Genomic DNA, 19364 nt, shown 5'->3' on the forward strand with positions numbered 1-19364 from the left:
ATTATGCTATGATGCGCGCCTTATGCAGCCCCTCCTTGCGCGGCTGCCTGTCAGGACTGACTTAACAATGGTGAAAGATGAATAACGGCTATCTGGCTTTCCCTCAATTTGATCCGGTGATTTTCTCGATCGGGCCAGTTTCACTGCACTGGTACGGACTGATGTACCTGGTGGGATTCGTTTTCGCAATGTGGCTGGCGGTGCGCCGGGCTAACAAACCGGGAAGCGGCTGGAAAAAAGAAGAAGTAGAAAACCTGCTGTATGCCGGTTTCCTCGGTGTGTTCCTCGGCGGGCGCATCGGCTACGTTCTGTTCTATAACCTGCCTCTGTTCCTTGATAACCCGCTGTATCTGTTCAAAGTCTGGGATGGCGGCATGTCGTTCCACGGTGGCCTGATTGGGGTGATCGTGGTGATGATGATCTTCGCTTACCGTACCAAACGTCACTTCTTCCAGGTGGCTGATTTTATGGCTCCCCTGATCCCGTTTGGTCTCGGAGCCGGTCGTCTCGGTAACTTTATCAACGGCGAACTGTGGGGACGTGTCGATCCGAACCTGCCTTGGGCGATGCTGTTCCCGGGTTCGCGCAGCGAAGATATCGCGCTGGTGGCAACTCACCCGGAATGGCAGCAGCTGCTGGCAACCTACGGGGTGCTGCCGCGCCATCCTTCACAGCTCTATGAGCTGATCCTTGAAGGTATCGTGCTGTTTATCATTCTTAACGTGTTTATTCGTAAATCCCGCCCGATGGGCGCGGTGTCCGGGCTGTTCCTGATTGGCTACGGCGCGTTCCGTATAATCGTTGAATTCTTCCGCCAGCCTGACCAACAGCTTGGTCTGTTCAGCGGCATCAGTATGGGGCAGATCCTCTCCGTGCCGATGATTATCGCCGGTCTGATTATGATGATTTGGGCATACCGTCGTCGCCCTGCGCAGCGGGTTCGTGAGGAAAAATGAAACAGTATCTGGCGTTAATGCAGCACGTGCTCGAGCAGGGCACTCCGAAAAACGACCGTACCGGCACCGGTACGCTGTCAATTTTTGGTCATCAGATGCGTTTCAACTTGCAGGATGGCTTTCCGCTGGTGACCACGAAAAAGTGCCATCTGCGCTCAATTATTCATGAGCTGCTGTGGTTCCTGAACGGTGACACCAACATCGCTTACCTGAAAGAAAATAAGGTATCGATCTGGGACGAATGGGCCGATGAGAACGGCGACTTAGGTCCGGTTTATGGCAAACAGTGGCGCAGCTGGGGAGCACCCGACGGCGCACAGATTGACCAGCTCACCCGCGTGGTTGAGCAGCTGAAAAGCGACCCGGACTCGCGCCGCATCATTGTCTCTGCCTGGAACGTCGGGGAGCTGGATCAGATGGCGCTGGCTCCCTGCCACGCCTTCTTCCAGTTCTACGTGGCTGATGGCAAGCTCTCCTGCCAGCTGTATCAGCGCTCGTGCGATATTTTCCTCGGCCTGCCGTTCAATATCGCCAGCTATGCGCTGCTGGTGCATATGATGGCACAGCAGTGCGATCTGGAAGTGGGTGACTTCGTCTGGACCGGTGGCGACACGCATCTGTACAGCAATCACCTTGAGCAGACGCGTCTGCAACTGACGCGTGAACCACGCGCGCTGCCGAAGCTTCTGATCAAACGTAAACCAGCCTCAATTTTTGACTATCGCTTCGACGATTTCGAGATTGAAGGCTACGATCCGCATCCGGCGATTAAAGCTCCGGTCGCGATCTGACGCTCAGCGCCCCCTTTGCCGGGGGCGTAACAGCAACCGTGTTCTGCCTCTTTCCCGCTTCTTTTCTCTCCCTTCTGGAATACACCTCTCAACGTGAATGATCGCGTCTGCAAGCGGGAAATTCGTGTGGAAGTCGTCACGCAATAACATCATCCGACGCTGGCCGCAGCGGGTTAAAAGCGCACACTGGCGGGCATGAAAAGCGAAAACGTCAACGGATTTACCCTGCTGGAAATGATGGTGGTGCTGGCGATAGTCGGGCTGCTAAGCCTGGGCGGGGGGAGCAGCTGGCAGCGCTGGCGGCAGCGGCAGCAGCTCAACGATACTGCGCAGCAGATCCAGCGCCTGCTGCAGCGCGTACGCAGTGATGCCAACTGGCACAACGCCACGCATGTGCTGTGGCTGAAGCCAGGGAAGCGCTGGTGTCTGGGAGCCGGGCCGGCGTTATGCCGTCGTCCCACGCGGCATACGCTCCCTGCGCCGCATGCAGGCATCAGCGTGCGCGCACTTACCGCTGACCTGGGGTTTTACGGCAGGCACAACGCTGCCCGCCCCGGCAGGATCGTTATCGCCAGCGACGCGGGTGAACGGCGCGTCATAGTGTCATCACGCGGGCGGGTGCGTATTTGCCTGCAGTCCGAAGAGGATTGCCGGTGAAAGCGCAGGGATTCACGCTGCTGGAGACGTTAATGGCGCTGGCACTCGGCAGCGTGCTGATGCTGGCGGCCATGCGCACGCTGCCGCAGCTTCAGGCGCAGAATCTGCGGTTAATCATACAGTCGCAGCTTCACGAAGAGCTCTGGCAGATGATGCATACGCTGGAAAAAGCCGCGCGCCGCGCCGGTTACTGCCACGGTCACTGCCTGGGGGCGGGGCTGGACGCTACGCGCAAGCAGGGGGGCTGCCTGTTGGTGCGCTGGGATGAAAACAGCAACGGCCGCTGGGAGGCCGCAGGTCGTGATAACAGCGAGGTCTGGGGCTATCGCCTGCGAGCCGACAGTCTGGAGATGCAGCGCGGGGTCACTGGCTGTGAAGGGAGCGGCTGGGAACGCTTAAACGACCCGCGCGTAACGGGTATCAGCGCTTTCGAAGCTGTCCGCCACGGGCGCCAGGTCAGGCTGCGTCTCAGCGGTTTTGCCCGGCGCTTTCCCGATATCACGCTGGACCTTGAGCACTGGCTGACGGCGGAAAACCTCTGATGGCGTTATCATCGCAGCGCGGCAGCGGGTCCCTGATCGCGGTGATGATCGTGCTGCTGATGGGGACGCTGATGCTGCATGCCACCCGGCGACAGCTCAGCGACGCGATGAGCCTGGTGGGCGATGAGCAGCGCCACCTTCAGCAGTTTACCGGGGCCACGTCTGCGCTTGCCTGGGGCGAGCGGCTGCACTGGTCCGCTGCACAAACGTGGCAGTGCCAGCAGCAAGCGGTGTTTCACTGGCGCGCGTGCCTGCAGCCTGCGCTGATGTTACTGCGGGCCGACAGCGGGCCAGGCACCCTGACGCTGTGGCGCTGGGTCAGCCTGCGCAGTGACGGCGCGGTGCAGGCTGACCCACACGGCTGGCTGGACTACTGCCCCCTGAGCAGAGAAGGAGCCTGCCATGTTAAATAATCGCGCCGCTCAGCGGGGGTTCAGCCTGACAGAAATCCTGTTTGCCCTGCTGCTGTTCAGCCTCAGCTATACGGCACTGGTGCGCTATCAGCAGGTGCTGGGGCAGGGGTTTCACCGTCAGTGGCAGCAGCGTACGGCCTGGCGCACGGCTTTCCAGCGTTTAGAGGGGCAGGAAACGGCTCACTGGCAGACGCAGCAGCACTCGCGCAGCGGACCGGTTGGCTGCCAGCTGGTGACTGCGCGGGTGGTCAGCCCTGCCGGGCAGCGCGCCGAACTGACGCAGCTGCAGTGTGATGAAAAGCGCTGATAGCGCCATGACATTTTCAAGCCGGGCCTGACAGGGTACAGTAGCCTCCGGCGCAATATAAAAGGGCACAGGTGTATGTTTACCGTTTACCACTCCAATCAGTTGGATCTGTTAAAAACGCTGGCGTGCTGGCAGATAGAAAACCAGCCGCTGGGCGATCCGCTGCGTTCGGAAGTGGTGCTGGTGCAAAGCCCCGGTATGGCGCAGTGGCTGCAAATGTCGCTGGCCGAAGAATTTGGCATTGCGGCCAATATCGATTTCCCGCTGCCCGCCAGTTTTATCTGGGACATGTTTGTCAGCGTGCTGCCGGAGATCCCGAAAGAGAGCGCCTTTAATAAATCGAGCATGAGCTGGAAGCTGATGGCGATCCTGCCCGCCATGCTGCCGGGGGATGAGTTTGAAATGCTGCGTCACTACCTCAGCGATGACGACGACCAGCGCAAGCTGTTCCAGCTCTCGTCGCGCGTGGCGGATCTCTTCGACCAGTATCTGGTTTACCGCCCTCACTGGCTGAACAGCTGGGAAAAAGGTCAGAGAATTGACGACCTCGGGGAATCTCAGCGCTGGCAGGCTCCGCTGTGGGCCGCGCTGGTCGCCTATACCGATCAACTCGGTCAGCCAGAATGGCACCGCGCCAACCTTTACCAGCGCTTCATCGCCAGGCTGGAAAAGAGCCGCGAGCGCCCGGCCAACCTGCCCGACAGGGTATTCATCTGCGGGATTTCCGCACTGCCTCCGGTCTATTTACAGGCGCTGCAGGCGCTGGGCCGGCATATTGATATCCATCTGCTGTTTACCAACCCCTGCCGTCACTACTGGGGCGATATTCAGGATTACGGTTTCCTCGCCAGACTGCAAAGCCGCAATCGCCGTCACTATCAGGATAACCGCGAGATCCCGCAGTTTCGTGACAGCGACGCCGCTCCGTCACTGTTTAATGAGGGGGGCGAACAGCAGTTAAGTAACCCGCTGTTAGCCTCGTGGGGCAAGCTCGGGCGTGACAATCTCTACCTGCTGGCGCAGATGGAGCCCAACGAAGTGTTTGCCTTTGTAGATATTGAACCGGATAACCTGCTGCACACCCTGAAGCGTGATCTGCTGGAGCTGGAAGACCATGCGGCCATCGGTCTGACACAGCGTGAATGGGAACACAGCCGCAGTAAGCGGGTGCTGGCGGCGGACGATCGTTCGGTGGCGATCCACCTGTGTCACAGTCCGCAGCGCGAAGTTGAGGTGCTCCAGGACCGGCTGCTGGCGATGATGGCGGAAGACTCCACGCTGACCGCCCGCGATATTATTGTGATGGTAGCTGACATTGACGCCTACACCCCGTTTATTCAGGCGGTGTTTGGCAACGCGCCTGCGGAGCGCGCGCTGCCGTTTGCGATTTCCGACCGCCGCGCCAGTCAGGCCCATCCTGCTCTGCAGGCCTTTATTTCCCTGCTCAGCCTGCCGGAAAGCCGCTTTACTGCGGAAGACGTGCTGGCGCTGCTGGAAGTGCCAGCGGTCGCCAGCCGTTTCACCGTGGACGAAGAGGGGCTACGCCTGCTGCGCCACTGGGTGGCGGAGTCCGGGGTGCGCTGGGGGCTGGATGATGACAGCGTGCGCGAGCTGGACCTGCCCGCTACCGGCCAGCATACCTGGCATTTTGGCCTGACGCGCATGCTGCTGGGCTACGCCATGAACAGTGAGGCTGGCGACTGGCAGGGCATCCTGCCTTACGACGAATCCAGCGGCCTGATTGCTGAACTGGCGGGCAACCTTGCCGAGCTGCTGATGCAGCTGAATCGCTGGCGGCAGTGGCTGAGCGAACCCCGTGAGCTTCAGGACTGGCTGCCGCTGTGTCGTCAGATGCTGGATGACTTCTTTACCAGCGACGCTGAAACCGAAGCCGCGCTGGCGCTGATTGAAGAACAGTGGCAGCAGGCGATCAACTACGGGGTGGAAGCCCGTTATCAGCAGGCGGTGCCGCTGACGCTGCTGCGCGACGAACTGTCATCACGCCTCGATCAGCAGCGTATCAGCCAGCGTTTCCTCGCCGGACCGGTAAACTTCTGTACCCTGATGCCGATGCGATCTATTCCATTCAAAGTGGTCTGCCTGCTGGGGATGAACGACGGTGTTTATCCGCGTACGCTGCCGCCGCTGGGCTTTGACCTGATGAGCCAGCAGGCGCAGAAAGGGGATCGCAGCCGTCGCGATGATGACCGCTATCTGTTCCTCGAAGCGCTGAACTCGGCGCAGCAGCAGCTGTATATCAGCTATATTGGCCGCTCAATTCAGGACAATACGGAACGTTATCCGTCGGTGCTGGTCAGCGAATTAGTGGAGTACATCAGCCAGAGTTTCTGCCTGGAGCAGGACAGAGAAAAGGATGTCGACAGCAGCGCTGAAGCGGTGGTGAAGCATCTGCACCATCTGCACAGCCGCATGCCGTTCGCGGCAGAAAACTTCAGTGCCGCATCGGAATTCCGCAGCTTTGCTGCCGAATGGCTGCCGGCTGCCAGTGCCCAGGGCACGGCCCATCCGCCGTTTATGCAGCCGCTGGCGGACGAAACCCCGGATACGCTGAGTTTTGAGAAACTGGTGCGCTTCTGGCGTCATCCGGTGCGCGCCTTCTTCAGCCTGCGCCTGGGCGTCAGCTTCCATCTGGATGAGACCGGGCTGCCGGATGCCGAGCCGTTCTCTCTCCAGGGGCTGAGCCGCTATCAGGTGAATACCCAATTGCTGAACAGCCTGATTGAGGGCAGTGAAAGTGACCGCCTGTATGCACGCCAGCGCGCTGCGGGGGCGCTGCCTTACGGGGCGTTTGGTGAGCTGTTCTGGCAGGAACAGGAGCAGGAGATGAGCGAGCTGGCCGGGCGGGTGCGCGAACAGCGTGCCGCTGCACAGAGCTGGGAGATCGACCTGACGGTCGGCGGCCTGACTCTCAGCGGCTGGCTGGCTCAGGTGCAGGACAGCGGGCTGCTGCGCTGGCGTCCGGGCATCCTCAACTTTAATGACGGTCTGACGCTGTGGCTTGAACATCTGGTTTACTGCGCCATGGGCGGAACCGGAAGCAGTACCATGCTGGGGCGTAAAGAAAGCGTGTGGCGCTTTGCGCCGCTGACGGCCGAGGCGGCAATGCAGCACCTCAACCGCTATGTTGAAGGCTACCGCCAGGGCATGTGCGCACCGCTGCTGCTGACGGCGTCCGGCGGAGCGTGGCTTAAGGCCTGTTTTGACGAAAAAACCGGCATGCTGCTGCGCGATGACGCGACGCTGAAAAAAGCGCACGTTAAGCTGCTGCAATGCTGGCAGGGAAATTATCAGATCGACGGTGAGGGCACAGACCCTTATCTGCAACGCCTGCTGCGCACGCTGGATAGCGCCAGCGAGAAAGAGATGACCGAACAGGCGGAACGCTGGATGTTAGCGTTGTTGCAGAATCATTGCCCTTCTTAGGGGATGTTTTCAGGACATACCGCTCTGCATCCTGTATGTTTTTATTGAGTTAGCGTGCGTTACCGCAGTGCGCTGAAATCTGTAAGCCGATATTTAACCGGCAGGAAGCCGGAGAATAACAGCCCGTTGAGGAGTTTGAATGCGTCGTTATGCAGTCTGGTTAGCTTGTTTTGTTTCTGTCACGTTATTCGCCCCGCTGGTTCAGGCGCAGGATGGATGGCAGCCGATCGCCGACACCATCCGCAAAAGTGAGAAGGATCCGCGCCAGTATCAGGCCATCAGATTAGATAATGGCATGACCGTGCTGCTGGTCTCTGACGCACAGGCGACCAAATCGCTGGCGGCGCTGACTCTGCCGGTGGGATCGCTGGAAAACCCGACCGATCAACTGGGCCTGGCGCACTATCTCGAACACATGGTGCTGATGGGCTCAAAGCGCTATCCGCAGCCGGATAACCTCGCAGAATTCCTTAAAAAACATGGCGGCAGCCATAACGCCAGCACCGCGTCTTACCGCACCGCCTTCTACCTGGAAGTGGAAAATAATGCGCTGCAACCGGCCGTCGATCGCCTGGCCGATGCGATAGCCGAGCCGCTGCTTGACCCGGTAAATGCTGACCGTGAACGCCATGCGGTGAATGCCGAACTGACGATGGCCCGTTCGCGTGACGGTCTGCGCATGGCGCAGGTCGGTGCTGAAACCCTCAATCCGCTGCACCCAAGTTCACGTTTTTCCGGTGGTAACCTGGAAACGCTGCGCGATAAGCCCGGCAGTAAACTGCACGATGCGCTGAAAGCCTTCTATCATCGCTACTATTCCGCCAATTTAATGAAGGCGGTGATCTACGGCAATCAGCCGCTGCCAGAGCTGCAGAAGATTGCCGCCGCGACGTTTGGCCGCGTGGCAAATCATAACGCCAGCGTTCCGGAGATTACCGTTCCGGTAGTTACCGACCAGCAGAAAGGCATCATTATTCACTACGTGCCGGCCCAGCCGCGCAAGCAGCTGAAAATTGAATTCCGTATCGATAACAACAGCGATAAATTCCGCAGCAAAACCGACACGCTGATTGGCTACCTGATCGGTAACCGCAGTAAAAACACGCTGTCAGACTGGCTGCAAAATCAGGGGCTGGCGGACTCGATCAGTGCCGGGGCTGACCCGATGATTGACCGCAACGGCGGCGTCTTCTCGATTGCGATCTCCCTGACCGATAAAGGTCAGGCCAACCGCGATGAAGTGATTGCGGCAGTATTCAGTTACCTGAACACCCTGCGTACTCAGGGCGTTGATAAGCGCTATTTTGATGAAGTGTCGCACGTGCTGGACCTCGATTTCCGCTATCCGTCGATCACGCGTGATATGGACTACATCGAATGGCTGGTCGATACCATGCTGCGTGTGCCGGTCGCTGACACTCTGGTCGCACCTTATATTGCAGACCAGTTTGACCCGCAGGCTGTTAAGGCACGTCTGGAGGGTATGACGCCGCAAAATGCCCGTATCTGGTTTATCAGCCCGAAAGAACCTCATAACAAAACGGCCTACTTTGTTGATGCACCTTACCAGGTGGATCGCATCTCTGCGCAGCGCTTCAGCGGCTGGCAGGCCGCCAGCGATAAAATTGTCCTGTCGCTGCCGGTGCTCAACCCTTATATCCCGGATGACTTCAGCCTGATTAAGCCTGAGAAGCCTTATTCACGCCCTGAAGAACTGATGAATCAGAAAGGGCTGCGCGTGTTCTACATGCCAAGCCAGTATTACGCTGATGAACCCAAGGCGAATATCACACTTGCCCTGCGTAACAAAGCCTCGATGAGTACGGCGCAGAATCAGGTGCTGTTTGCGCTGAATGACTATCTGGCGGGTGTGGCGCTGGATGAACTGAGTTCACAGGCTTCCGTGGGCGGTATCAGTTTCTCCACCAGTGAAGATGACGGCGTCTCCTTTAGCGCCAGCGGGTTCACCCAGCGTCTGCCGAAGCTGATGGGCCAACTGCTGTCCGGTTATGCCAGCTTTACCCCAAGTGAACAGCAGCTGGAACAGGCGAAATCCTGGTATCTGGAGCGTCTGGATGCGGCCGAAAAGGGCAAGGCGTTTGAGCTGGCGATCCAGCCTGCGCAGCTGCTGTCACAGCTGCCTTATACCCAGCGCAGCGAGCGGCGGAAGCTGGTGGCAGGCATTACGCTACAGCAACTGCTCGACTACCGTACCATGCTGCTGGAGCACTCGACGCCAGAGCTGATGGTGGTCGGGAACATGTCGCCGCAGGCCGTGCGTCAGCTGGCGACCGATGTGAAGCAGCAGCTGAACTGTGAGGGCAGCGACTGGTGGCACAGCCAGCACGTCACGGTGGATAAACAGGTGCTGGCTAACCTGCAACAGCCGGGCAGCAGCACCGATTCGGCCCTGGCCGCGGTGTATGTCCCGCTGGGCTTCTCTGAGTATCAGAGCATGGCCAGCAGCGCGATGCTGAGCCAGATCATTCAGCCGTGGTTCTATAATCAGCTGCGCACCGAAGAGCAGCTTGGCTATGCAGTATTCTCCTTCCAGATGCCGGTCGGCCGCCAGTGGGGCATTGGTTTCCTGCTGCAAAGCAACGTGAAGCAGCCTGCGTACCTGTTAAGCCGCTTTAAGGCGTTTTACCCGACGGCGGAAAAGCGCCTGCGTGAAATGAGCCAGGCTGATTTTGCTCAGTATCAGGCGGCGATGATCAACGAACTGAAGCAGCGCCCGCAAACGCTGGATGAAGAAGCCGGACGATTCAGCAAGGATTTTGACCGCGAAAACTACCGTTTTGACACCCGTGAGAAGGTAATTGAACAGGTGCAGGCGCTGACGCCGCAGGCGGTGGCGGACTTCTTCCATCAGGCGGTGATGGCCCCGACCGGCCTGGCGCTGCTGTCGCAGGTTTCCGGCAGCCACCACGGCAAGGCAGACTATGCAGCGGAGAAGGGCTGGACCACCTGGAAAGATCTCTCCACCCTGCAGCAGTCTTTACCGGTGAGCCAGGATAAACCATGAGCCAGCGGGTACCAGACAGGCTCAATCCCTTAACCCTGCCGCTGCACGGTGAGCGGCTGATTGAGGCGTCTGCCGGCACCGGGAAAACCTTCACCATCGGGCTACTCTATCTGCGCCTGCTGCTGGGGCTGGGCGGCGAGGCGGCGTTCAGCCGCCCGCTGTCGGTAGAGGAGATACTGGTGGTGACCTTTACCGAGGCGGCCACGGCGGAGCTGCGCGGGCGTATTCGCGCCAATATTCACGAGCTGCGTATTGCCTGTATTCGCGGTGAAAGCCGCAATCCGATGCTGAGTGCTCTGATGGCCGAAGTTCCTGATTTATCCCAGGCGGCATCAATGCTGCTGGCCGCCGAACGGCAGATGGACGAAGCGGGTATCTTTACCATTCACGGCTTCTGTCAGCGCATGCTGAATCTCAACGCCTTTGAGTCCGGTATGCTGTTCGAGCAGGACCTGATCGAAGATGAAACCCCGCTGCGCCGCCGGGCAACGGCAGATTTCTGGCGGCGTCACTGCTATCCGCTGCCGCTGCCGGTGGCGCGGGTGGTGCGCCAGCTGTGGGATGGCCCGGAACAGCTGCTGAAAACGCTGTCGCCGTGGCTGGGCGGCGAGGCGCCGGTGCTGAAGTCTGCCCCGGCCCCGGATGAAACGCTGGAGCAGCGCCATGCGAAAATCATTGCCCAGATCGACGCGCTGAAACAGGCATGGCTGGCGGCGGGCGATTTGCTGTCACTGGTGGAATCTTCCGGGGTCGACAAGCGCAGTTACAGTAGTAAGCACTTACCTAACTGGCTGGAAAAGATCACCCAGTGGGCGCAGTCAGAGACACAGGATTATGAGGTTATTAAAGACCTTGAACGCTTTGGCCAGCGCGTCCTGTCAGAGAAAACCAAAAAGGGCGAGCCGCCGCGCCATCCGCTGTTTGACCAGATAGATGCCTTCCTGGCGCAGCCGCTGTCGCTGCGTGACCTGGTGATTGCCCGTGCGCTGCATGAAGTGCGCTTTGTGACTCAGCAGGAGAAGCGCCTGCATGCCCAGCTCGGCTTTGACGATCTGCTCGGGCGCTTTGATGCGGCGCTACAGCAGCCGGGCGGTGCCGCGCTGGCGCAGGCGATCCGTCTGCGTTATCCGGTGGCGCTGATCGATGAGTTCCAGGATACCGACCCGCAGCAGTACCGCATTTTCCATACGCTGTACGCGCGTCAGCCAGACAGCGCGCTGTTGCTGATCGGCGACCCGAAGCAGGCGATCTATGCTTTCCGTGGGGCGGACATCTTCACCTACATGAAAGCGCGGGCAGAAGTTAGCGCCCACTATACGCTTGAAACCAACTGGCGCTCGTCACCTGCCATGGTTGACGGCGTTAACCAGCTGTTTTTACACCAGACCAATCCCTTTTTATTCAGCGATATTCCGTTTATCACCGTCAGCCCGGCGGGGCCGAATGCCAGCCTGAGTTTTAGCATTGAGGGTGAAGAACAACCGGCGCTGCAGTTCTGGCTACAGCCAGGCGAAGGCGTAGGAGTAAGTGATTACCAACAATTTATGGCGCGTCAGTGTGCAGCGCAGATCCGTCGCTGGCTGACGGCGGGTCAGCAGGGCACTGCGCTGATCGGTAAAGCGGGCCAGCAGCAGCCAGTGCGCGCCTCGGATATCACTATCCTGGTGCGCAGCCGCAGTGAAGCTTCGGTAATGCGCGAGGCGTTAAATGGCCTGGCGATCCCCTCGGTGTACCTCTCGAATCGCGACAGCGTGTTTACCACCCCTGAAGCGCGTGAAATGCTGTGGCTGCTACAGGCGGTGCTGGCCCCGGAGCAGGAACGCACGCTGCGCAGTGCGCTGGCCAGCAGCCTGCTGGGCCTGGATGCACGCGAGCTGGATGCGCTGAATCAGGATGAACGCGCCTGGGATGCCCTGGTGGATGAGTTTGCTGACTACCGCCAGCGCTGGCTAAAGCGCGGAGTCCTGCCGATGCTGCGTGAACTGATGGTGAAGCGCAACATCGCGGAAAATCTGCTGGCGTCCGACAGCGGCGAACGCCGCCTGACCGACCTGTTGCACCTCGGTGAGCTGTTACAGGAAGCCGCCGCCACTCTCGACAGTGAGCATGCGCTGGTGCGCTGGCTGGGCCAGCAGGTGGAACAGCCGGACGGTCAGGTGGCTAATCAGCAGCTGCGTCTGGAGAGCGATCGTCATCTGGTGCAGATTGTCACCATCCACAAGTCCAAAGGCTTACAGTATCCGCTGGTGTGGCTGCCGTTTGTCGCCAACTTTCGCGAGGCGGAAAATGGCGTCTATCACGACCGTCAGACGTTTGAAGCGCTGCTCGACCTGCAACAGGGAGAAGAGAGCGTGGAGCTGGCCGAACAGGAAAGGCTTGCAGAGGATTTACGCCTGCTGTACGTGGCGCTAACGCGCTCGGTTTACCACTGCAGCGTCGGCATTGCGCCTCTGATTAAAGGTACCCGTAAAAAAGAAGGCAACAGCGACCTGCACCGCAGTGCACTCGGCTATCTGGTCCAGCAGGGTGAACCTGCTGATGCCGCCGTTCTCAGGGCCGCACTGCTGACGCTGCAAAGTGAAGCGACGGCGATTGTGATTGCGCAGGAGCCGGACGATACGCCCTGGCAGCCAGAACGTGAGGACCCGCAGGCACTGAGCAGCCCGCAGCTGCAGCGCTCGCTGCGGGACGACTGGCGTGTGACCAGTTATTCAGGCCTGCAACAGCACGGCCATGCGCCCGCGCTGGATCTGCTGCCGCGTCTCGACGTGGATGCCGCAGGCGAAGCCAGCGATGAGCTGCTGCCGCAGCTGACGCCACACAGTTTTCCGCGTGGAGCGGCACCGGGAACCTTCCTGCACGGCCTGTTTGAAACCCTGGAATTTACCGCACCGCTGGAGGATGACTGGCTGGCTCAGCAGTTGAGCAGTCAGGGGCTGGACGAGGCCTGGCTTCCGGTGATGCGTGACTGGATCGGGCGTATTTTGCAGACGCCACTCAATGAGAGCGGCGTCAGCCTGCACCAGTTGCCACCCCAGGCCCGACGGGTTGAGCTGCAGTTCTATCTGCCCATTTCTCGCCTGCTGACGGCCAGCGCGCTCGACAGCGTCGTTCGTCAGGACCCGCTGTCGGCGGGCTGTCCGCCGCTTGATTTTTATCAGGTGCAGGGCATGCTCAAAGGTTTTATCGACCTGGTGTTCTGCTGGCAGGGAAAATATTACCTGCTCGACTATAAATCTAACTGGCTGGGTGAGGACAGCAGTGCCTACACCCAGGAAGCGATGACCCAGGCGATGCAGTCACATCGTTACGATTTACAGTATCAGCTGTATACCCTGGCGCTGCATCGTTACCTGCGGCACCGCCTGACGGACTACGATTACCAGCAGCATTTTGGTGGCGTTATTTATCTGTTCCTGCGCGGCCTGGACGGCACGCAGGCCAGCAACGGTATTTACAGTACGCGGCCGCAGGAAGATTTTGTCAGCGCGCTTGACCAGCTGTTTGCTAACGATGCGGGGACCGGCGCATGACGCTGACTGAAGGTTTACAGCAGGCTCAGCGCCTGCGACTGCTGCGCCCCCTGGACGTGCAGTTTGCGCAGATGGTGGCGACCGGACAGCAGCCTGCGCTGATGCTGGCCGCCGCGCTGGTCAGCCGCGATGCAGGGGAAGGGCACGTCTGCCTGCCGCTCGACCAGCTACACCCTGACGCTTTCTTTGCCGGGCGGCACCCCGAACTGGCTCAGGCGCTGTGGCAGGCGGCCGGAGCACCTGCCGACTGGCAGCACTCTCTGCTGGCGCAAAGTGCGGTCAGTGACGGGCAGTCTGCCACTCCGCTGGTACTCTATCAGCAGCGCCTGTATCTGCACCGTATGTGGCAGAGCGAAGGCGAGGTGGCGCAGTTTGTGCAGCATCAGCAGCCCGCCGTGGCGCTGGACGAGGCGCAGGTGCGTCAGACGCTGGATCGCTATTTTGGCCAGCAGCCCGATGACTGGCAGAAAATTGCCGCTGCGGTAGCCCTGACCTGCCAGGTGTCGGTGATTTCCGGCGGGCCGGGAACCGGAAAAACCACGACGGTGGCCAAGCTGCTTGCCAGCCTGATTGAGCTGTCAGCAACTGCCCCGCGCATCGAACTGGCGGCCCCCACCGGCAAGGCCGCGGCCAGACTGACGGAGTCGCTGGGTAAAACGCTACAGGAACTGAAACTGGATCCCGCGATTCTGAACAGTTTTCCCGGTGAGGCGACCACGCTGCACCGCCTGCTGGGGGCGCTGCCCGGCAGCCAGCGTATGCGCTATCACCGGGGTAACCCGCTTCATCTTGACGTGCTGGTGGTGGATGAGGCTTCGATGGTGGATTTGCCGATGCTGGCTAACCTGATTGCCGCCTTGCCAGCGCAGGCAAGGGTGATTTTCCTCGGCGATCGTGACCAGCTGGCGTCGGTAGAAGCGGGTGCAGTGCTTGGCGATATCTGCCGCTGTGCGGAGTCTGGCTACAGCGTGGCGCGTGCGGCGCAGCTGGCGCGCCTGACCGGCTGCGAGGTCTCCGGGCGTGATGATGCGAGCGCCTCCCCCGTGCGCGATACCCTCTGTCTGCTGCGTAAAAGTTATCGTTTTACAGCATCATCCGGCATCGGCCAGCTGGCGCTGGCGGTCAACGCTGGAGAGGTAAAGCGGGTGGAGCAGGTATTCGGTCACGGATTCAGCGATATCCGCCGCCATGCGCTGAGCAGTACGGAAGATTACCAGCAGCTGCTGAACGACTGTGTCGCCGGGTATCGCGGCTATCTGACGAAGCTGGCATCCGGTGCTGCACCGGCTGAGGTGCTGGCCGAGTTTAGCCGCTTCCAGCTGCTGTGCGCGCTGCGCGAGGGGCCGTTTGGCGTCGCCGGGCTGAATGAACGCATTGAGCAGTCGCTGCGTCAGGTGGGACTGATCCGCCGTAACGTGGCGCTAAACGGGAAGTGGTTCATCGGACGACCGGTGATGATCGCCCGTAACGATCGGGCACTGGGGCTGTTTAACGGTGATATCGGTATTGCGATGCCGGACGGGGAACAACAGCTGAAAGTGTACTTCCCGCTGCCAGACGGCACCATCAAAGCGGTACAGCCCAGCCGACTGCCGCCGCACGACAGTGCCTGGGCGATGACGGTGCATAAATCACAGGGGTCGGAGTTCGAACACACGCTGATGGTGTTGCCGAATCAGGTGATGCCGGTGCTGACGCGGGAGCTGGTGTATACCGCGATAACCCGCGCCAAACGTCAGCTGACGCTGTACGCAGATAAAGCGGTATTTAACAGTGCGGTGAAGATGCGTACCCAAAGGCGCAGTGGCCTGGTCGAACGATTGATTCTGACGTCCGGGCAGGGATAACGGATCTTGTCGGGGCGGATCATTTTTTTCGATCCGCCCGTGTACGTGCAGATGTGACGGGTTTTGTAGGGGCGGATCATTTTTTTCGATCCGCCCGTGTACGTGCAGATGTGACGGGTTTTGTAGGGGCGGATCATTTTTTTTCGATCCGCCCGTGTACGTGCAGATGTGACGGGTTTTGTAGGGGCGGATCATTTTTTTCGGTCCGCCCGTATACGTGCAGGTGTGACGGATTTTGTCGGGGCGGATCATTTTTTTCGGTCCGCCCGTATACGTGCAGGTGTGACGGGTTTTGTAGGGGCGGATCATTTTTTCGATCCGCCCGCTGCCGGTCGACCCCTACCAGCTAATCGTGCTTTGCGGGTCGACCGAAAAAGAGGGTCGACCCCTACGAGCTAATCGCGCTTTGCGGGTCGACCGAAAAAGAGGGTCGACCCCTACGAGCTAATCGCGCTTTGCGCGATTAGCTTTGCCGCGTCTGGGCGTTGGCTTCGCGCAGGTCGACCATCAGCACTTTTGAACGGCGCTGATAGTTGTACATCTGCTTTTTGCTTTCTGGCAGCAGCTCAATATCGACCGGAACGAATCCACGCTCCTGGAACCAGTGAATGCTGCGGGTGGTCAGGACGAACAGCTTTTTCAGACCCATCTGCCGCGCCTGTAACGCCACGCGCTCCAGCAGCGCTTCACCGCGTGCCGAGCTGCGGTAATCCGGGTGCACCGCCACGCAGGCCATCTCCCCAATCTGCTCTTCCGGGAACGGATAGAGTGCCGCGCAGCCTATGGTCAGGTTGTCGCGCTCAACAATGGTAAACTTGTCGATCTCCATTTCCAGCTGTTCGCGCGAGCGGCGCACCAGAATGCCCTGCTGCTCCAGCGGGCGGATCAACTCCAGAATCCCGCCAATATCATTAATGGTCGCACGACGGATCTGCTCGGCGCTCTCCATGACGATCTGGGTACCGATACCGTCGCGTGAGAACAGCTCCTGCAGCAGGGTGCCGTCTTCCTGGTAGCTGATCAGGTGGCAGCGGCGTACGCCGCTGCGGCAGGCTTTTACCGCGCCGCGCAGGAAACGCACGGTACCGGAATGATAATCATCGCCGGTTTCCAGCTCTTCAATACGCTGCTGCGCTTCGTTAGGGAACAGCTCGGAGACGATGTTGCCTTCATGGTTGATCACGCCCTGCTCAGAGCAGAAGCCGATCATCTTTTCCGCCTTCAGCTTAATCGCCAGCTGAGTGGCCACCTCTTCTGAGGTCAGATTAAAACTTTCTCCGGTAACAGAAACCGCCACCGGCCCCATCAGCACGATGGCACCGCTGTCCAGCTGGCGGTGAATGGCCTCTTCATCAATACGGCGAATGCGGCCGCTGTGACAGTAGTCCACGCCGTCATCCACGCCCAGCGGTTGCGCAATGATAAAGTTGCCGCTGACCACATTAATATGCGCCCCCTGCAACGGGGTATTGTTCAGGCTCATCGACAGACGGGCGGTAATATCCAGCTGTAAACGGCCAGCCGCCTGTTTTACCAGCTCCAGTGACTGCGCATCCGTGACGCGCGTATGTTTATGGTAGAGAGGTTCCAGATGACGCTCGGAGAGGCTGGCATCAATCTGCGGCCGCGCGCCGTACACCACCACCAGGCGGATGCCAAGGCTGTGCAGCAGGCCGATATCGTTGACGATGCTGGAGAAGTTCTCATGCTCGATGGCTTCACCACCCAGCATAATGACAAACGTTTTACCACGGTGGGCGTTGATGTAGGGAACGGTATGGCGAAATCCCTGAACCAGCTCGGTACTACGTTCCTTCACGGCAAACCCTCTTTGCATTATTATTCGTTAAAAGTGTATTTTTATTCTTTTATCGGGTCGGGTGCAAGTGACATTTATCCTTACTTATCACCCGTTACCGCATTTCACTGTGGCTAATGCCCTGCATTTATTCGCTTTTTTGGGGTGACACGGCAGAGCTGATTCGTTAAAGTTTTTGCAACTTTTTTGTTATTGGCTTTTTATTAGACAAATCACAGCATCCGGAGTGGCATGACCGATTCAACTTCACTTAACCGGCGGCGGTTAATACAGGCAGCAGGAGCAGCCTGCCTGCTCAGCGTCAGCCGTGTCGGCTTTGCGGCCAGCAGTCACGTACTGGCGATCCGTCTCTGGCCTTCATCCACCTACTCACGTCTGACCATTGAGTCCAGCACCGCGCTCAAGTATAAGCAGTTTGCCCTGAGCAATCCTGAACGCGTGGTGGTGGATATCGAAAATATCCGGCTTAACGCCGTACTGAACAGCGTGGGTCATCTGGTTCGTTCGGACGATCCTTATATTAAAAATGCCCGCGTCGGTCAGTTTGATCCCAATACCGTCAGGCTGGTGCTGGAACTGAAGCAGAACGTCGCCCCGCGCATCTTCACGCTCGATCCGGTCGCCGGGATCAAAAATCGCCTGGTGCTGGATCTCTATCCTGTACAGTCGCAGAAGTCTACGGATGATCCGCTGCTGGCATTGCTGGAAGATTACAATCAGGGTGAACTTGAGCGCAGCCAGCCGGCCGATGCGGCCTTGCCCGGTAAGGCCGGAAGGGATCGACCGATTGTGATCATGATCGACCCCGGTCACGGAGGCGAAGACTCCGGTGCCGTGGGCAAGCATAAAACCCGCGAGAAAGACGTGGTGCTGAAGATTGGCCGCCGTCTGAAGGCGTTGATCGACAAGCAGCCGAACATGCGTGCCTATATGACACGCAACGAGGATGTGTTCATTCCTCTGAAGGTGCGGGTCGCCAAGGCGCGTAAGCAGCGCGCCGATCTGTTTATCTCCATTCATGCCGATGCGTTTACCAGCCGTGCAGCGCGTGGCTCATCGGTTTTTGCCCTGTCAACAAAGGGCGCAACCAGCACGGCAGCGCGCTTTCTCGCCCAGACGCAGAACGAATCAGACCTGATTGGTGGCGTCAGTAAGAGCGGCGACCGTTATCTCGACCACACCATGTTTGATATGGTGCAGAGCCTGACGATTAATGACAGCCTGAAGTTTGGTAAAGAGGTGTTATCCCGCATGGGGAAGATCAACCATCTGCACAAGCGGACGGTGGACCAGGCGGGTTTTGCGGTCCTGAAAGCGCCTGATATTCCTTCGATCCTGGTAGAAACGGCCTTTATCAGCAATATCGAAGAGGAACGTAAGCTCCGCACCACCCGTTTTCAGCATCAGGTCGCGGATTCCATTCTGGCAGGGATTAAAGCGTACTTTGCTAACGGTGCGCCGCTGGCGCCGCTGAAGCATAAATAGTCACCGGGCGGAAAGGATTCTGCCGGCTTAACAGGGAGGGGGGCAAACGACAGATACAAAAAAACACCCTTCAGGGTGTTTGATTGGTTGCGGGAGCCGGATTTGAACCGACGACCTTCGGGTTATGAGCCCGACGAGCTACCAGGCTGCTCCATCCCGCGTCCGATTAACGCTTGACTACTTTTACTACCCATCCACGACGGAATTGGTTGCGGGAGCCGGATTTGAACCGACGACCTTCGGGTTATGAGCCCGACGAGCTACCAGGCTGCTCCATCCCGCGTCCGCGTGGTTTGTCGCTTCCATCACGACAACGTTCTTCTTTACTGCTGCTTAACTCAATCATACTGACTTCAGTTAATTGGTTGCGGGAGCCGGATTTGAACCGACGACCTTCGGGTTATGAGCCCGACGAGCTACCAGGCTGCTCCATCCCGCGTCCGTGGATGCGCACTATACGCCTGATGGGTTTTCTTGCAACCCCTTTTTGCAGATAAGTGGCTAAAATCGTGGTTGTGATGCATTTTTCAACTAAGATGCTGAAA

12 protein-coding genes and 3 tRNA genes are annotated in these 19364 nt (G+C 59.0%); 11 read left to right on the forward strand and 4 right to left on the reverse strand.

Features of this window, described 5'->3' with window-relative positions:
• Positions 1 to 77: 77 nt before the first annotated feature.
• The 10 genes from lgt to recD all read left to right on the forward strand — a co-directional run bounded on the left by lgt (position 78) and on the right by recD (position 15515).
• Positions 78 to 956, forward strand: a complete 879-nt coding sequence (gene lgt, locus ABEH87_RS17375) for a prolipoprotein diacylglyceryl transferase (RefSeq protein WP_346578120.1) — start codon at positions 78 to 80, stop codon at positions 954 to 956.
• Positions 953 to 1747 carry a thymidylate synthase gene (gene thyA / locus ABEH87_RS17380; protein WP_346578122.1) on the forward strand — a complete coding sequence of 265 codons (795 nt, stop codon included), beginning with the start codon at positions 953 to 955 and terminating at the stop codon, positions 1745 to 1747. The genes lgt and thyA overlap by 4 nt, the downstream gene beginning before the upstream one ends.
• A 195-nt stretch (positions 1748 to 1942) precedes the next feature.
• Positions 1943 to 2404, forward strand: a complete 462-nt coding sequence (locus ABEH87_RS17385; protein WP_346578124.1) for a GspH/FimT family pseudopilin — start codon at positions 1943 to 1945, stop codon at positions 2402 to 2404.
• On the forward strand, positions 2395 to 2946 hold the full coding sequence (locus ABEH87_RS17390; RefSeq protein ID WP_346578242.1) for a prepilin peptidase-dependent protein: 552 nt from the start codon (positions 2395 to 2397) through the stop codon (positions 2944 to 2946). The genes ABEH87_RS17385 and ABEH87_RS17390 overlap by 10 nt, the downstream gene beginning before the upstream one ends.
• Entirely contained in the window at positions 2946 to 3359 is a 414-nt protein-coding gene (locus ABEH87_RS17395) for a DUF2509 family protein (protein ID WP_346578126.1), read from the forward strand. Before ABEH87_RS17390 ends, ABEH87_RS17395 begins: the two co-directional genes overlap by 1 nt.
• The gene (locus tag ABEH87_RS17400) at positions 3349 to 3666 is read left to right on the forward strand and encodes a prepilin-type N-terminal cleavage/methylation domain-containing protein (protein WP_346578128.1); all 318 of its coding nucleotides are present in this window, start codon (positions 3349 to 3351) and stop codon (positions 3664 to 3666) included. Before ABEH87_RS17395 ends, ABEH87_RS17400 begins: the two co-directional genes overlap by 11 nt.
• Positions 3667 to 3741: 75 nt before the next feature.
• Positions 3742 to 7110, forward strand: a complete 3369-nt coding sequence (recC, locus tag ABEH87_RS17405) for an exodeoxyribonuclease V subunit gamma (RefSeq protein ID WP_346578129.1) — start codon at positions 3742 to 3744, stop codon at positions 7108 to 7110.
• A 139-nt stretch (positions 7111 to 7249) separates the two neighbouring features.
• Positions 7250 to 10135 carry a pitrilysin gene (ptrA, locus tag ABEH87_RS17410; protein WP_346578131.1) on the forward strand — a complete coding sequence of 962 codons (2886 nt, stop codon included), beginning with the start codon at positions 7250 to 7252 and terminating at the stop codon, positions 10133 to 10135.
• Complete coding sequence (gene recB, locus ABEH87_RS17415) at positions 10132 to 13668, forward strand: exodeoxyribonuclease V subunit beta (RefSeq protein ID WP_346578133.1); 3537 nt, start codon at positions 10132 to 10134, stop codon at positions 13666 to 13668. Before ptrA ends, recB begins: the two co-directional genes overlap by 4 nt.
• Positions 13665 to 15515, forward strand: a complete 1851-nt coding sequence (gene recD / locus ABEH87_RS17420; protein ID WP_346578135.1) for an exodeoxyribonuclease V subunit alpha — start codon at positions 13665 to 13667, stop codon at positions 15513 to 15515. Before recB ends, recD begins: the two co-directional genes overlap by 4 nt.
• A gap of 463 nt (positions 15516 to 15978) precedes the next feature.
• Here recD and argA read toward each other — a convergent pair whose 3' ends face one another.
• Positions 15979 to 17352, reverse strand: coding sequence for an amino-acid N-acetyltransferase (gene argA / locus ABEH87_RS17425; RefSeq protein ID WP_346578137.1), 1374 nt, complete (start codon positions 17350 to 17352; stop codon positions 15979 to 15981).
• 213 nt (positions 17353 to 17565) lie between these two features.
• Here argA and amiC point away from each other — a divergent pair, with 213 nt between their 5' ends.
• Positions 17566 to 18819, forward strand: coding sequence for an N-acetylmuramoyl-L-alanine amidase AmiC (gene amiC, locus ABEH87_RS17430; protein WP_346578138.1), 1254 nt, complete (start codon positions 17566 to 17568; stop codon positions 18817 to 18819).
• An 84-nt stretch (positions 18820 to 18903) separates the two neighbouring features.
• On the opposite strand, the gene ABEH87_RS17435 is transcribed toward amiC, so the two are convergent.
• From ABEH87_RS17435 to ABEH87_RS17445, 3 genes are all read right to left on the reverse strand, one after another.
• Positions 18904 to 18980, reverse strand: a tRNA-Met gene (locus ABEH87_RS17435).
• Between the two features lie 45 nt (positions 18981 to 19025).
• Positions 19026 to 19102, reverse strand: a tRNA-Met gene (locus ABEH87_RS17440).
• Positions 19103 to 19181: 79 nt separating this feature from the next.
• A tRNA-Met gene (locus ABEH87_RS17445) sits at positions 19182 to 19258 on the reverse strand.
• Positions 19259 to 19364 lie beyond the last annotated feature (106 nt).

The sequence above is a fragment of the Erwinia sp. Eh17-17 genome, assembly GCF_039675725.1.
GTDB lineage: Bacteria > Pseudomonadota > Gammaproteobacteria > Enterobacterales > Enterobacteriaceae > Erwinia.